Raw genomic sequence first — 13,694 nt, 5'->3', positions numbered from 1 at the left:
GGTCCGTCAAATCGGAACCCATGCGTCGGCGTCGCGGTGCGGCGGTCCATGGCGGTCAGTCGGCGATGAGCCCTTCCCTGAGCTGGGCGAGCGTACGGGTCAGCAGGCGCGAGACGTGCATCTGCGAGATGCCGACCTCCTCGCCGATCTGCGACTGGGTCATGTTGGCGAAGAACCGCAGCATGATGATCTGGCGCTCGCGCGGCGGAAGCTTGGCCAGCAGTGGCTTGAGCGATTCGCGGTACTCCACGCCCTCCAGCGCCGAGTCCTCGTACCCCAGCCGGTCCGCGAGGGAGCCCTCGCCGCCGTCGTCCTCGGGCGAGGGCGAGTCCAGCGAGGAGGCGGTGTACGCGTTGCCGACGGCCAGGCCGTCGACCACGTCCTCCTCGGAGACACCGAGCGCCTTGGCCAGTTCGGGCACGGTCGGCGAGCGGTCGAGCTTCTGGGCGAGCTCGTCGCTGGTCTTGGTCAGCGCGAGCCGCAGCTCCTGGAGGCGGCGCGGAACACGCACCGACCACGAGGTGTCGCGGAAGAAGCGCTTGATCTCCCCGACGACCGTCGGCATCGCGAACGTGGGGAATTCGACGCCCCGTTCGCAGTCGAACCGGTCGATCGCCTTGATCAGGCCGATCGTGCCGACCTGGACGATGTCCTCCATCGGCTCGTTGCGGCTGCGGAACCGCGCCGCGGCGTAACGCACCAGCGGGAGGTTGAGCTCGATGAGTGTGTCCCGTACGTAGGCACGCTCCGGGCTGTCCGTTCCGTCGGGGCCCGGTGCGGGTCCCAGTGCGGCGAGCCGCAGGAACAGGGAGCGGGACAGAGTGCGGGTGTCGATGGCTTCCGGCGAGCTGGTGAGCGCAACGGGTGCGGGCGCGCTCTTCGTGAGCGTGAGCACCTTCGAGCTGCCCTGTTCTGCGGACATGCCACCCCCTTGAGGTCGCGGACGGTCGCGTTGAGCCGCGACCATCGGAGGAACGCAGCCTCCACCTGAATACCGGAGGCGAGGCCACGGCAAACGCGGTTCCCGCAGAATGTCACATGTCGGCAACACGCTGTAGTGACATGTCGACAAGTCTTGGTGGCGTCTGCGCAGTTAACGGGGGGTGTGGGGCAATTGCGGTCGCGCGGTACGAACTTCGAGTGCCTTACCCGATCCGGTTAGGCCTCGATCCTGTTTGCGGATCGAAGTCGGGCGAAGCTACGGGCCAGCAGCCTTGACACATGCATCTGGGAGACACCCAGTTCGGCACTGATCTGTGACTGCGTCAGGTTGCTGTAGTAGCGCAGCAGCAGAATGCGCTGCTCGCGTTCGGGTAGTTGTACGAGCAGATGCCGGACCAGATCGCGGTGCTCGACCCCGGCGAGGGCCGGGTCCTCGTAGCCGAGTCGGTCCAGCAGTCCGGGCAGTCCGTCGCCCTCCTGGGCGGCCTCCAGCGAGGTCGCGTGGTAGGAGCGGCCGGCCTCGATGCAGGCCAGTACCTCGTCCTCGGAGATCTTCAGCCGTTCGGCGATCTCCGCGGTGGTGGGTGAGCGGCCGTGAGCGGTCGTCAGGTCCTCGGTGGCGCCGGTGACCTGGACCCAGAGCTCGTGCAGCCGGCGCGGTACGTGGACGGTCCGTACGTTGTCCCTGAAGTACCGCTTGATCTCGCCGACGACGGTGGGCATCGCGAAGGTCGGGAACTGGACACCGCGTTCCGGGTCGAACCGGTCGATGGCGTTGATCAGCCCGATCGTGCCGACCTGGACGACGTCCTCCATCGGCTCGTTGCGGCTGCGGAAACGTGCCGCGGCGTACCGCACCAGGGGGAGGTTCGCCTCGATCAGCGCCGCCCGCACCCGGCCGTGCTCAGGGGTTCCCGGCTCCAGGTTCTTGAGCTGTCCGAACAGGACCTGGGTGAGCGCCCTGGTGTCCGCGCCCCTGGTCCTGGCGGGCGCGGTGGTGTCGTCGGGGGTCTCGGCCGGGACCGTCTCCACGTTCTCGGCGGCCGGGACGGCCGGGACGGCCGGGACGGTCTGGGGAGGCACTTGAGGCGCTGTACTGGCCGGCACGATGACGCCACCCCTCTGCGGTCAACTTCGGTCAACTCATCCTTCAAAAGCGGTCATAGCATCACAAGACATGTCCACTGTGTGCAAGCACCGTATAGCGTCGTGTTGGGGTCAACTTGGTTTAAACACTAAAAAAAGCCCCTCACCGCAATGGTGAGGGGCTTGGGTGACCGGTTGGATCAGGCCGGTCGGGCGGATCAGAACGGATAGTCGGCGATCACCCAGGTGGCGAACTCGCGCCACTGACCGGCGGCGGCCTGATGGGCCGGATGCTCCAGGTAGCGCTTCAGGGCATCCTCGTCGGAGACCGCGGAGTTGATGGCGAAGTCGTACGCGATCGGCCGGTCGGTGATGTTCCAGGCGCACTCCCAGAACTCCAGCTCCGGGACCTGCCCCTCCAGCTCCTGGAAGGCCCTCGCCCCGGCGACGACCCGCGGGTCGTCCCGCTCGACGCCGTCGTTCAGCTTGAACAGGACCAGATGGCGGATCATGGGGTAACTCCTACTTCACGAGCTCGGACATGAAGTCGCCGACGCTCTGCGCGGCACTCGAAACGCCCTCGAACCCTATCTGGACAAGCTGCGCCGCCCGCTCTGGGGACGCGATGATCGTGTACAGCACGAAGACGACTATCACGTAGAGAGCTATCTTCCTCGCTTGCACCATCAGCCCCTGCCTCCCCTTGGATCCCCGTGCAGTCGGGCGATTCTATCCGTACGCATGGCCGTATCCCTCTGGTGTATCCGACTACTCACACCGTCTTTAAGGACCAACGGCCCGATGATCGGGGTCCTTCGTCCATCCGCGGGACTTCCCCGAGGCCGCAGGATGGATGGCGAGCCCCGCGGATCAGTCAGGAGCCGACGGGGCGAGGGACAGGTCCTCACTGTGGGTCCTCGCCGCGAGCTTCCCCCCTGATCGCGGCGAGGGCTTGAGCGGCCTGTTCTCATCGGGGGAAGCGGCTTGTCCCCCCGATGCCGCTTCCCCCGACCTGATCGTTCACCGTGTCGTGGCGTGGCCCGCCGCGGGGACTCCGGCATCGTGGCAGCGCACAGCCATGCCCGCCCGCCTCCCGCCGTGGTCGGAGCGGTCCGGCCGAGGGAGGGCGGTCCAGGGGGCCGGATCATCCCCGTGTACGCGGGAACCACGGCTGCCGTTCCAGTCAATCGGCCAGTGACCGGGGACCACCCCCGCAGGGGCGGGGACCACTAGTTGTAGGAGGCCAGGACATTACCGACGCCTTGGCGTAGCCGCGACGCAGGAGGTTCTCCGTCAGCGGCGCTGTGGGGGCGGTGGAAGTTGTAGTGGATGTTCCAGATCGCGAGTGCTTCTCGACGCTGGTCTTCGGATAGCCATGTGCGGGCGTAGAGGAACTCCTCGGCAAGGATGCGGTTGTATCTCTCCACCTTCCCGTTGTGTCGAGGCGTGTACGGGGTGATCCGCTGGTGGCGTGCCCCGAGCAGGGCCCGGGCGAATGCGTCAGCGCGGTAGCAGGCGCCGTTGTCGGTCACGACTCGCTCGATGTGGGTGATGCCGTGGGCAGCGAACCAGACTCGCGCCCGGTGAAGAAACGCGACGGCAGTGGCCGCCTTCTCGTCAGGGAGCTCTTCGGTGTAGGCGAGCCTGGAGTACCCGTCGATGGCGGAATGGAGGTACACGTAGCCGCCACGCTCGCTCTTGCCCTTGCGGCGCTGAACTGCCTTTGCCTGTTGACTTCCGAGACCGTGGATACGCCAGCCACCACCGTCGGGGATCCGGCCGGCCTTCTTCACGTCGACGTGCACCATGTGGCCGGGCCGTCGAGCAGTGATCGTCTGCGGCTCTCAGTTGGTCTCGCCGTTGGGGTCGATGAACTTCCGTCGGTTCAGACCGAGGGCGGCCAGGTGGCGGGTGACCGTACGGCGCGAGATCAGAATCCCGTCGACGGCGAGCTCGTGGACGATGCGGGTGGCCGACCACTTGTGGGCACGCCGCATCTCCTCGATACGTGTGACCACGTCGACTGGTGTCGCACTCGGCTGATGGCGCGGCGTCGAGCTGCGATCGACCAACCCGAGTTCGCCGTGTCGCCGGTGCCGGTTCACCCACTTCGACGCCGTTGCTCGGGAAATCCCCATCTCTGCGGCTACGTGCGCGATCGGACGAGTCTTGCAACGCTCGATCAATCGGCGGCGACCCTCCACGGACAATGGTGCGGTCGCGTGGGTCATGATGTGGTCGAGGTGATACGGGACGCGTGGTGCCGTGCGCCGGTGACGATGAGTGAGACGTTCTGCCCACCGAAGCCGAAGGAGTTGCTGAGCACGGCTTCCTGGGGGACGTCCCGTCGCTCTGCGACGACATCGAGGTCGATGTCGGGACCGACACCGGCCGCGGTGAGGTTGCGGGTCGGCGGGATGACGCCGTGCTTCACACTGAGGACGGCGATGAGCGCCTCGATTGCGCCGGCGGCGCCAAAGAGATGGCCGAGCGCCGCCTTGGGAGCTGTCACGGTGGCGCGGCCGAAGACCTCCCCGATCGCGTGCGCCTCGGCGACGTCGCCGACCGGAGTTCCGGTGGCGTGGGCGTTGATGTGGCTGATCTGCTCGGGAGCCAAGCCGGCTTGCGCGAGGGCCTTCCGCATGGCCGAGATCTGACCGGAGCCGTCGGGAGCGGGCGCCGTGATGTGGTGAGCGTCGGCGGCGATGCCGGCGCCCGCGAGTACCGCGTGGACGCGCGCGCCTCGGGCGCTGGCGTGCTCGGCGCTTTCGAGCACCACGACAGCCGCGCCTTCACTGAGGACGAATCCGCTGCGGTCCGCAGCGAACGGCCGGGAGGCTGAGGCGGGCTCGGCGGTGTACCGCGACAGCGATTGTGCCTGGGCGAAGCCGGCGACGGTGACCGGGGTGATCGCGGCCTCGGTCCCACCCGCGATGACCACGTCCGCCTCGCCGGCACGGATGAGCCTGGCCCCCAGGGCGATCGCCTCAGCACCGGAAGAGCACGCCGAGACGGGCGTGTAGACCCCGGCCCGTGCGCCGTATTCGATACTGATCAGCGCTGCCGCCGCATTGGGCATGAGCATCGGGACCGTGCGTGGCGAGACGCGCCGTGTCCCGGCCGCCTCCAGTACGTCGTCTTCCTTCAGCAGCGTCCGGACGCCCCCGATGCCCGTGCCGATCGCTGATGCGAGCCGGTCCGGGTCCACCCGCGGGGCACCGGCATCGGCCCAGGCTTCGGCCGCCGCGGTGAAGGCTGCCTGCTGTGAACGGTCGAGCCGCCTGGCCTGCACCGGCAGCAGCGACTCGGCGGGGTCGATCGCCATCGTCCCCGCGACGGTGTCGGGAAGGCCGGCGTCCTCGTGGCCGGGCAGGACGCCGCCGCGGATGCCGGACTCGCCGGCAAGCAGGGCGTCCCAGGTGGACTCCACGTCTCCACCGAGTGGCGTGATCGCGCCGAGTCCGGTCACGACGACTTCAGTCCGGTGCATGCCCTTGGGCCTTTCTTGTATGCGATACAAACGAACAGGCTTGTTGTATCACATACAATTTGGGTGTGGCGAAGAAGCGAACCGAAGCTCGATCAACGTCGGCTCGGTCGCGTGACCGCGGCCGCGCGACGAGGCGTCGGCTGATTGAGGCAACTGCACGACTCTGCAAGGAGCGGCCCGGCGCTGAGGTGAGCGTCGCGGAGATAGCGAACGCGGCAGGCGTCTTCCCCAACCAGGTCACCTACTACTTCGGCTCCAAGGACTCGCTGCTCGTGCACGCCGCCTTTCTTGGCTTGCTGCACGACGCCCGACGGATTGAGCGCATCGGCCGCCAAGCCCCCGATGCGGCGGCATTTCGACGCAACATCGCCCGCGCCGTACTGGCCATGCCCTCGCTCCCATCGGTCGCACGAGCACTGGCCGCCGGGATCTCCAAGCCCGAACTCGCCCCCGTGGTCGACCGGCACCTCCAGTTGCTGTTCCGACAATCCGAGCGCTTCATGAGCCAGCTCATCGACAGTCGCGGCTGGAGGACCCGTCGACCGCTCAGCGTGGAGGTCAGGACGTTCTGGAGCACCGCGCTCGGCGCAGTGCTGCTCGTCCGCGCCGGGGCACACGGCACTGTCGCCGACCTCGACCTCGCCGGAGCATTGACCATCCATAACGAACCCGAGCGCGGCTAGCTCAGTCGAATGGGCCTGCGGCGGAGACGTGCGCGGTTCCCGCGCGACGGTGGCCTTGTCGCGGTCGGCGTGGTCGCCGTCGCCGACGCAACTCCACTGATGCGGCTAAAGCAAGGCGTCAAGAACCTGCTTGCCAGCAACAACTAGTGGTCGATGGCGTACGACACTCTGGAGTAGGGGCCACCCCCGCACGCGCGGGGACCACGCGGTCTCCATGTAGTCCGCGTAACTGTCTTCGGGACCACCCCCGCACGAGTGGGGATCAAGGGCCGGCGTCGTTCCGGCGCGGCAGTCCTGATGATGCGCGAACGCCCTCCCGGTCTGCGTTTCCGCAGTCCGGGAGGGCGTCGATGGCGGTAGCGGAGGGATTTGAACCCTCGGTGAGTTTCCCCACACTCGCTTTCGAGGCGAGCTCCTTCGGCCGCTCGGACACGCTACCGAGAGAGAGCTTAGACCATCCCGGGGCATGGACAGAAATCCAATGTCAGAGCTCGCGGAAGAACGCCGTCAGCCGGGCGGCGCAGACGTCCTCCAGCACTCCGTGGATCACCTCGGGGCGGTGGTTGAGCCGGCGGTCGCGTACGACGTCCCAGAGCGAGCCCGCCGCGCCCGCCTTCTCGTCGAGTGCCCCGTAGACCACCCGGTCCACGCGGGACTGCACCAGTGCGCCCGCGCACATCGTGCAGGGCTCCAGGGTGACCACCAGGGTGCAGCCGGACAGCCGCCACCGGCCGAGCGCCGCTGCGGCCCGGCGGAGGGCGAGGATCTCGGCATGCGCGGTCGGGTCGCCGGTCGCCTCGCGTTCGTTGTGCCCCGTGGCGAGCAGGGCGCCGTCCGGGCCGAGGACGACGGCGCCGACCGGCACATCGCCGGCCCGCGCCGCCACGTCGGCCTCGGTCAGGGCGCGGCGCATGTGCGCCCGCCAGGGGTCTCTTACGGGATCGTGCGGTTCCGGCGGTCCTTGCGGGTGCGGTGGTTCGCTCACCCGCGGACCCTAACGGACGGTCTCCAGGACCTCGGCCGCGCCCAGCGCGTCCGCGATCTCCACCAGTGCGTCCGTGCGCAGCATCAGCAGCTCGGCCTCGGGAAGCCCGAGGTCGGCCAGGACCCCGGTGTCACCGATCGGGCCCGCCGGCACGGCGTCGGCGTCGAGTCCGTCGTCATCGTCGTTGTCGTTGTCGTTGTCGGGGGTCATGTCCGGCTCGCCGTCCTCCGTACCGTCGAGGCCGACGAGCTCTTCGAGGGCGGCAATGGTGTCTTCGGCCCCGGGTTCGCGGCCGAGCAGTTCGTCGGTGAGCAGGATCTCCCCGTACGAGGAGCGGGCGGCGGCGGTGGCGTCCGAGACGAAAATACGGGGGTCCTCCTCACCGTCCACCCGGACGACGCCGAACCAGGCGTCCTCCTGCTCGATGAAGACGAGCACCGTGTCCTCGTCCACCGAGGCCTCGCGGGCCAGATCCGTCAGGTCGGACAGGGTCTCCACATCGTCGAGTTCCGTGTCGCTCGCTTCCCACCCGTCTTCGGTGCGCGCGAGCAGTGCGGCGAAGTACACCGTGACTCTCCCACTGGTCATAGGGGTGTCGGTCCGGCGGGAGGGCAGTCGGTGGTCCGGCTGCCCTGCGTCCCGCCCATCGGAATCGTGGCAGAAACAAGGGCTTTGCGAGAGGAGTTCGGCCGTTGCGTCGGCCATCAGTTCTCCCGGACGCCGCCACCAGGGGGACACGGCACCGCCGTCCGACCTACCAGCGGAAGGTCCTCATCCGCATGGCCTGGCGCATCCGGGCCGCCCGGGCCCGGCGCGGCTGGACCCGGTCGCGGAGCGCCTTCGCCTCATGAAGCTCGCGCAGGAACTGGGCGCGCCGCCTGCGGCGCGCCGCTTCGGTCTCCTGCGGGTCCTGCGGGCCCTCCGCGGCCTGCGGGACCGGCGTGTCCGGCTGGTCCCGCTTCCGTTCCTGCCCGTCCGGCATCGGCTCATCACCCCAAGGCTGGGTCCGTATGCCATCACCTTCCCTCCGAACGTGCGGTTGATGCCAGCGCAGAGGTGCGAGCGGCCCGGTTACTGTTGAACCCATGCGGATCCACGTCGTCGACCACCCACTGGTCGCGCACAAACTCACCACCCTGCGCGACAGGCGCACCGACTCCCCGACCTTCCGGCGGCTCGCCGACGAGCTGGTCACCCTGCTCGCCTACGAGGCCACCCGGGATGTGCGCACCGAACAGGTCGACATCGAGACCCCGGTCACACCGACGACGGGGGTGAAGCTGTCGCACCCGCGGCCCCTGGTCGTGCCGATCCTGCGGGCCGGTCTCGGCATGCTCGACGGCATGGTGCGGCTGCTGCCGACCGCCGAGGTGGGCTTCCTGGGCATGATCCGAGACGAGGAGACGCTGCAGGCGTCCACGTACGCGACGCGGATGCCGGAGGACCTCTCGGGCCGCCAGGTGTACGTCCTGGACCCGATGCTGGCCACCGGCGGCACGCTGGTGGCGGCCATTCAGGAACTGATCAAGCGCGGTGCGGACGACGTCACCGCGGTCGTGCTGCTCGCGGCGCCCGAAGGCGTCGAGGTGATGGAGCGCGAGCTGGCGGGTACGCCGGTGACCGTCGTGACCGCCTCGGTCGACGAGCGGCTCAACGAGAACGGCTACATCGTCCCGGGACTCGGTGACGCGGGCGACCGGATGTACGGCACGGTCGACTAGGGTCTTTCGTCCGGATCGGGCCTGATCCGAACGAGATTCCCGGGAACTTCCGTACGGACGAGCCCGGCGTGGTCCGAACGAAGGATCACAGGTCCTGGCCGCCGCACAGGCTCCAGGGGCCGCGCGCGAGGTGCTGACGGCCGCCGGTCCGTTCCGGCAGCCCGTCAGCAGGACGGCGCGGGGGCCGGCTTCGCCAGGGCGGCGAGGGCCGCGGCGGCGGACTGCGGCGTGTTGAACGCCTTGAACTTCGTACCCAGAATCAGATCGACGTCCGCGGTCCTGCGGGCGTCGGTCTTCGAAACGGTCCCCTGCAGCTGCGTACCGAGGACCGGGAACGAGCCGTTCACGGCCGACGGAGCGCCCAGCAGCACCCCCGGACCGGCGACCTTCTTGTCGTACGCGGCCGGGGCGTTCCCCACTTCGCCGATGGTGAAGCCGCGCTTCTTCAGTTCGTCCGCGGCCTTCTTTGCGAGCCCGCTGCGCGGGGTCGCGTTGTAGACGTTGACGGTGATCTTCGCGGGCTTCGGCAGCGCCTTCGCGGGCGCTGACGGCTTGGCCGACGGGCAGTCCGTCTCGTGGTCGGCGGCGCTGGCCTGCCGGTCGCCGCCCGTGAAGACGTCGATGAGCTGCAGCGTGCCCCACCCGGCCAGCCCGAGGGCAACCACGGAAGCGGTGGCAGCGAGGATCAGTTTGCCGCGACGCCGGGGGCGGCGCATGCGCGGGTACTTGTCGCCCGTGATGCGGTAATTTCCGCCCATGCCGGGGGGAGTGAGCATGCTCATGGGCGCAGCGTAGTGCGACCCGGTGATGATGCCTACTAAATGATCAATGGATCGCACCCGTCCGAGTGCGAAAGCACCCGAACGAACCCGAAGAGGGTCCGCAGGGCTTGCCGTTCGTGCGACGAGCCTGCCACGACGCCCCGTCAGCCGAGTTCGAGCACCCGGGCGTGCAGTACCTGGCGCTGCTGAAGCGCGGCGCGGACCGCGCGGTGCAGTCCGTCCTCCAGATAGAGGTCGCCCTGCCACTTCACGACGTGCGCGAACAGGTCCCCGTAGAACGTCGAATCCTCGGCGAGGAGGGTTTCGAGGTCCAGGTTGCCCTTGGTGGTCACCAGCTGATCGAGGCGGACCGGGCGCGGCGCGACGTCCGCCCACTGCCGGGTGCTTTCCCGGCCGTGGTCGGGATACGGCCGCCCATTTCCGATGCGCTTGAAGATCACACGGAAAGCCTACCGGGCAAGAGCCTCCGGGCGCAGCCAAGGGGCGGGACTGTGATGCCGCAAGAACGCCATAAAATTGGGCATTTCGGAATGATGGCCTTGATGAGTGACAGCGACGGCACGGGCGGGGGCGCGGCTTCGGACACCGGCGACGGTACGGCCCGCCGCAGGCGGTAGTGCTCGGCAGCGGGGGAGGCGGCGGGGCGCGGGTGCGCGGGCGGCTTGCGGGCGTCCGGATGGGCGGGTTCGCGGGCGTCCGCGAGTGATCCGGGTGGGCGGGCGGCTTATGGGTGTCTTGTGGCGTGACGGTATCCCTGCAGTGGATGCATTGGGGTGCGTCGGAGCGCGCAGGGCGTGCGGAGGGGCGCGTGATGAGTGCGTGTGAGGGGAGGGAGCGGGAGGACAGGAGGTGGAGGGACAGGAGGTGGGGGGACAGGAGGTGGAGGCCAGGGGGCTGCGGGCGCGCGGTGAGGGCGTGTGGTGCGTGCGCTGCCGCTACGTGTCGGCTGCGCGTTTGGCCGTCCTGGCCGCCTGCTTGGCCTGCTGCTTGTACGCGCGGACCTCCGCGAGTGATTCCGGGCCGGTGATGTCGGCGACCGACCGGTGCGAGCCCGCCTCGCCGTACGGCCCGGCCGCCTCCCGCCAGCCCGTCGGCCGGACCCCGAACTGCTTGCCCAGCAGCGCCAGGAAGATCTGCGCCTTCTGCGTGCCGAACCCGGGCAGGGCGTTCAGCCGCTTGCGCAGCTCGGCCCCGGTGGAGACATCGCTCCACACCGCACTCGCGTCACCGTCGTACTCCGCCACGAGGTACTGGCACAACTGCTGGACCCGCTTGGCCATGGAGCCCGGATAGCGGTGCAGCGCGGGTTTGGCGGTGAAGAGTTCGGTGAACGCCTCCGGGGCGTAGGCCGCGATCTCATGGGCGTCCAGATCGTCTCCACCCATCCGTTCGGCCAGGGTGTACGGGCCGGAGAAGGCCCATTCCATCGGCACCTGCTGGTCCAGCAGCATGCCGACCAGAGCGGCGAGCGGGCTGCGTGCAAGGAGCTCGTCCGCCGCGGGCTCCTGGGCGATCCGCAGGGTGATGCCCTGGTCCTTGTTGCTCTTGGTCATGCCGTCGATCATCCCGACGGCGGCGGGGCCCGGCCACTCCACTGCCCGTCGATGCAGCCGTTTGCCGCCGATTTCGTTCGCGGAGGCGACGCGGGCAGACGACGCGAGGGGCGGCGGCGCGAGGGTCGGCGGGGGCGGCCGGGGGTGACTGTCAGTGGCGGCTGGCAGTCTCGGGGATGTGGACATCGACAACTGGAATTTCCTTCTGGAGAGTTGGAGCAGGCACTGGATCGCCGCCCGGGACCTGCTGGATCCCGAGGAAGCGGAGGAGGCGGCCGACGACGATGCGGTGGTCGCCGGATCGCTGGGGTTTCCGGCAGCGACCGAGAAGCAGATAGTCGCGCTGGAGCAGCGGCTGGGGCTGGTGCTGCCGCCTTCGTACCGGACGTTCCTCCAGGTCTCCAACGGATGGCGTCACGCGGGCAGTTCGGTCTATCTGATGGGTGTTGCGGAGCGCGTCGCGGTGCACGGCGACCCGATGGACCTGCAGAGGCTGTACGAGGAGAACCTGGATGAGAATTCCGGGCAGGCCGAGCGGTTGATGGCCGGCATGTGGGCCAGGTCGTTGCAGCTGTCGCACGACTCGGACATCACCGATGTCCTGCTCGACCCGGGGGATGTGGGCGAGGACGGCGAATGGGCCGTGTACGTCTACCGTGGCTGGTCCGGTGACTTCCCGGACCGCTTCCCATCGTTCGCGGAATTCATGAGGGCCATGTACCGGGACTTCCACCGCCGGCACGGCGACAACCCCGTGTTCGAGAACGAGGTGACGAGTGAGCTCGACGCTTCGGTGGAGCGGGCCCGGCTGGCCTGTCTGGCCGGGGGCGACATCGAGGAGCAGCTGGCGGTGCTGGACGAGGCCGAGGGGTACGGGAGGGGGCGGGCCCGGCGGCTGCGGGACCAGATCCATGCCATGTTCAGGCCGGCCGGTCATGTCGCGGCGGTCATGGACATGGACGACCCGCTGTACGTACGGGAGATCCTGCCGCTCGCCGCGCGGGAGCACCGCAGGATGGACCGGGACGACGACTGGTTCCTCGGAGCGCACGGCGAGGCGGGCCGGGCCGGGGCGGAGGCCGCGCTGCGGGAGGCCGGCGAGCGGTCGTTCCGGTACGAGCCACCTGGCCCGTTCGGCCGTGCCGTAGCCGAGGCCCGCGAGCTGGCGCGCTGGGGAGACACGGAGGGTGCCTGGCGGGTGCTGGCCGCCGCCGTGCCCGAGTGGGAGCCCTACGGCACCGAGCATGTCGCGCCCGTCGGCCTGATTGCCGATCCATTGCTGGGACCGGTCGTCACACCGGAGCGCGGGCGGCAGATCCTGACCACGCCACGTGCGGGCCAGGGCTCGGCCCGGCGGCCGGCGGCGGCCACCGGCAGCGGCACCGGTGCCGCTTCGGGCGTCCTGGACGCTGCCGGGGCGGACGGGCTGGGCTGGCTTGCCGGTACCGGTTCCGGTACGCGGCTGAACAGCTTCCGTTTCGTCCTGGTCCACGGCATACCACCGCAGGAACTCGCGCGGCGGATCGGTGAGGGGGCGCTGCTGGCCCCGAGCTCCGAGTACGAGCTGGGTGCGTGGGGTCGACGGAAGAGGCCGTTGAGGGATGGCGCGCACGCACGGATCGGCTCGTGCGGCGGAGGCTGGAGCTTCGCGTTCGAGACCGATCCCGAACCCTTCGTGGAGGACCGGCTGACCGGCCTGGATGCGCAGGCGTCGCTGGGCACCAGGGCGATATCGGTCTGGTGCCCGGGGACGCGTGTCCCCGTCGGTACCGGTACCGCCGCCCCCACGCAGACCTTTCGCTTCTCGCATGCCGAGGATGGTCAGGAGCTGTACGGATACACGGCCGGTGGTGATGTGCGCGCGACGAGAGGAATGCTGCCCGCACCGCTCGGTGCGCTTCCGTTCGGTGGGCCCTCGCTCGACGCCATCGCTGCGGTGTACGGGGTCTCGCTGCCCCGATTCGCCCTGCGCAGCGGTCGGTTGCACGCAGTGGCGGCGAAGTCATGGATCGGGCCGCCGACGGTGGGGGAGGGACACACCACCATCAAGGCCGTCGCGGTCCTGCGTACATGGGGCATTGATGTCTCTCGGGCGGACGAGACACGTCGTCGACTTTGCTGATTCGTTCACGGACCTGCGTCGGATCGGGACCCCATCACGGCGAACGGGGTGGCACCGCTGAAGAGGACAGTCGCCGGAACCTCCGGATCTCCGTCGGATGCCTGCCGAACACGGCATCGAGGAAGCGTGCGTTGACGCATTGACGCATTGACGCGGTTGGGGGCCGGGCGGCGGTCGGGGCGGCGGGCTTCGCGGGGGCGGGCGAAACGGTGTGGATGCCCGAAGGGGCAGCGGCGGCTGCCCCCGGCCGGCGGGGTCCGGGCTGGACGAGGCAGTGACACGTCGTGAAGGTGGGGTGGTGGGGCCATCACGTCGCGCCTTCGACCCGGG

At 69.1% G+C, this 13,694-nt stretch carries 14 protein-coding genes, 1 tRNA gene and 1 pseudogene; 3 read left to right on the top strand and 13 right to left on the bottom strand.

Annotated features, from left to right (window positions below; all coding sequences use genetic code 11):
* Window positions 1–55: 55 nt before the first annotated feature.
* The 6 genes and pseudogenes from ACZ68L_RS12530 to ACZ68L_RS12505 form a co-directional block, all read right to left on the bottom strand.
* Window positions 56–922 carry an RNA polymerase sigma factor SigF gene (locus tag ACZ68L_RS12530; RefSeq protein WP_351081700.1) on the bottom strand — a complete coding sequence of 289 codons (867 nt, stop codon included), beginning with the start codon at window positions 920–922 and terminating at the stop codon, window positions 56–58.
* 236 nt (window positions 923–1,158) lie between these two features.
* Entirely contained in the window at window positions 1,159–2,049 is an 891-nt protein-coding gene (locus tag ACZ68L_RS12525) for an RNA polymerase sigma factor SigF (RefSeq protein WP_469576511.1), read from the bottom strand.
* Between the two features lie 197 nt (window positions 2,050–2,246).
* Window positions 2,247–2,540 carry a Dabb family protein gene (locus ACZ68L_RS12520; RefSeq protein ID WP_361457577.1) on the bottom strand — a complete coding sequence of 98 codons (294 nt, stop codon included), beginning with the start codon at window positions 2,538–2,540 and terminating at the stop codon, window positions 2,247–2,249.
* Between the two features lie 10 nt (window positions 2,541–2,550).
* Complete coding sequence (locus ACZ68L_RS12515; RefSeq protein WP_469576509.1) at window positions 2,551–2,715, bottom strand: hypothetical protein; 165 nt, start codon at window positions 2,713–2,715, stop codon at window positions 2,551–2,553.
* A 542-nt stretch (window positions 2,716–3,257) separates the two neighbouring features.
* Window positions 3,258–4,259: pseudogene (locus ACZ68L_RS12510) on the bottom strand (IS481 family transposase).
* The gene (locus ACZ68L_RS12505) at window positions 4,256–5,518 is read right to left on the bottom strand and encodes a beta-ketoacyl-[acyl-carrier-protein] synthase family protein (RefSeq protein WP_469576507.1); all 1,263 of its coding nucleotides are present in this window, start codon (window positions 5,516–5,518) and stop codon (window positions 4,256–4,258) included. Before ACZ68L_RS12505 ends, ACZ68L_RS12510 begins: the two are co-directional and overlap by 4 nt.
* A 65-nt stretch (window positions 5,519–5,583) precedes the next feature.
* Here ACZ68L_RS12505 and ACZ68L_RS12500 point away from each other — a divergent pair, with 65 nt between their 5' ends.
* Window positions 5,584–6,201 carry a TetR/AcrR family transcriptional regulator C-terminal domain-containing protein gene (locus ACZ68L_RS12500; RefSeq protein WP_469576506.1) on the top strand — a complete coding sequence of 206 codons (618 nt, stop codon included), beginning with the start codon at window positions 5,584–5,586 and terminating at the stop codon, window positions 6,199–6,201.
* A 351-nt stretch (window positions 6,202–6,552) separates the two neighbouring features.
* Here the strand turns inward: ACZ68L_RS12500 and ACZ68L_RS12495 are convergent.
* From ACZ68L_RS12495 to ACZ68L_RS12480, 4 genes are all read right to left on the bottom strand, one after another.
* Window positions 6,553–6,640, bottom strand: a tRNA-Ser gene (locus tag ACZ68L_RS12495).
* 45 nt (window positions 6,641–6,685) lie between these two features.
* Window positions 6,686–7,114 (bottom strand): tRNA adenosine(34) deaminase TadA, encoded by a 429-nt coding sequence (gene tadA, locus ACZ68L_RS12490; RefSeq protein WP_469576888.1) that lies wholly within the window; start codon window positions 7,112–7,114, stop codon window positions 6,686–6,688.
* Between the two features lie 81 nt (window positions 7,115–7,195).
* Window positions 7,196–7,753: a tRNA adenosine deaminase-associated protein gene (locus ACZ68L_RS12485; protein ID WP_469576886.1), complete on the bottom strand. Its 558-nt coding sequence runs from the start codon at window positions 7,751–7,753 to the stop codon at window positions 7,196–7,198.
* A 187-nt stretch (window positions 7,754–7,940) separates the two neighbouring features.
* Window positions 7,941–8,168, bottom strand: coding sequence for a hypothetical protein (locus ACZ68L_RS12480; RefSeq protein ID WP_469576505.1), 228 nt, complete (start codon window positions 8,166–8,168; stop codon window positions 7,941–7,943).
* Window positions 8,169–8,271: 103 nt separating this feature from the next.
* On the opposite strand from ACZ68L_RS12480, the gene upp reads away from it, so the two are divergent.
* Window positions 8,272–8,907 carry a uracil phosphoribosyltransferase gene (gene upp, locus ACZ68L_RS12475; RefSeq protein ID WP_093900065.1) on the top strand — a complete coding sequence of 212 codons (636 nt, stop codon included), beginning with the start codon at window positions 8,272–8,274 and terminating at the stop codon, window positions 8,905–8,907.
* Window positions 8,908–9,071: 164 nt separating this feature from the next.
* Here the strand turns inward: upp and ACZ68L_RS12470 are convergent, their stop codons facing one another.
* The 3 genes from ACZ68L_RS12470 to ACZ68L_RS12460 form a co-directional block, all read right to left on the bottom strand.
* Entirely contained in the window at window positions 9,072–9,665 is a 594-nt protein-coding gene (locus tag ACZ68L_RS12470) for a LytR C-terminal domain-containing protein (RefSeq protein WP_469576884.1), read from the bottom strand.
* Window positions 9,666–9,832: 167 nt separating this feature from the next.
* Window positions 9,833–10,129, bottom strand: a complete 297-nt coding sequence (locus ACZ68L_RS12465; RefSeq protein ID WP_072488263.1) for a type II toxin-antitoxin system VapB family antitoxin — start codon at window positions 10,127–10,129, stop codon at window positions 9,833–9,835.
* A 495-nt stretch (window positions 10,130–10,624) separates the two neighbouring features.
* Window positions 10,625–11,242, bottom strand: a complete 618-nt coding sequence (locus tag ACZ68L_RS12460) for an HhH-GPD-type base excision DNA repair protein (protein ID WP_469576504.1) — start codon at window positions 11,240–11,242, stop codon at window positions 10,625–10,627.
* A gap of 178 nt (window positions 11,243–11,420) precedes the next feature.
* On the opposite strand from ACZ68L_RS12460, the gene ACZ68L_RS12455 reads away from it, so the two are divergent.
* Window positions 11,421–13,364 carry an SMI1/KNR4 family protein gene (locus ACZ68L_RS12455; RefSeq protein ID WP_469576503.1) on the top strand — a complete coding sequence of 648 codons (1,944 nt, stop codon included), beginning with the start codon at window positions 11,421–11,423 and terminating at the stop codon, window positions 13,362–13,364.
* Window positions 13,365–13,694 lie beyond the last annotated feature (330 nt).

The organism is Streptomyces sp. NPDC104309 (assembly GCF_055584025.1).
This window is presented reverse-complemented; position numbering and strand designations above follow the sequence as displayed.

Coding starts and splice junctions, on each gene's coding strand:
- ACZ68L_RS12530 (WP_351081700.1), bottom strand. CDS start 922: ATGTCCGCAGAACAGGGCAGCTCGAAGGTGCTCACGCTCACGAAGAGC.
- ACZ68L_RS12520 (WP_361457577.1), bottom strand. CDS start 2,540: ATGATCCGCCATCTGGTCCTGTTCAAGCTGAACGACGGCGTCGAGCGG.
- ACZ68L_RS12515 (WP_469576509.1), bottom strand. CDS start 2,715: ATGGTGCAAGCGAGGAAGATAGCTCTCTACGTGATAGTCGTCTTCGTG.
- ACZ68L_RS12505 (WP_469576507.1), bottom strand. CDS start 5,518: ATGCACCGGACTGAAGTCGTCGTGACCGGACTCGGCGCGATCACGCCA.
- tadA (WP_469576888.1), bottom strand. CDS start 7,114: ATGCGCCGCGCCCTGACCGAGGCCGACGTGGCGGCGCGGGCCGGCGAT.
- ACZ68L_RS12480 (WP_469576505.1), bottom strand. CDS start 8,168: ATGCCGGACGGGCAGGAACGGAAGCGGGACCAGCCGGACACGCCGGTC.
- upp (WP_093900065.1), top strand. CDS start 8,272: ATGCGGATCCACGTCGTCGACCACCCACTGGTCGCGCACAAACTCACC.
- ACZ68L_RS12470 (WP_469576884.1), bottom strand. CDS start 9,665: ATGGGCGGAAATTACCGCATCACGGGCGACAAGTACCCGCGCATGCGC.
- ACZ68L_RS12460 (WP_469576504.1), bottom strand. CDS start 11,242: ATGACCAAGAGCAACAAGGACCAGGGCATCACCCTGCGGATCGCCCAG.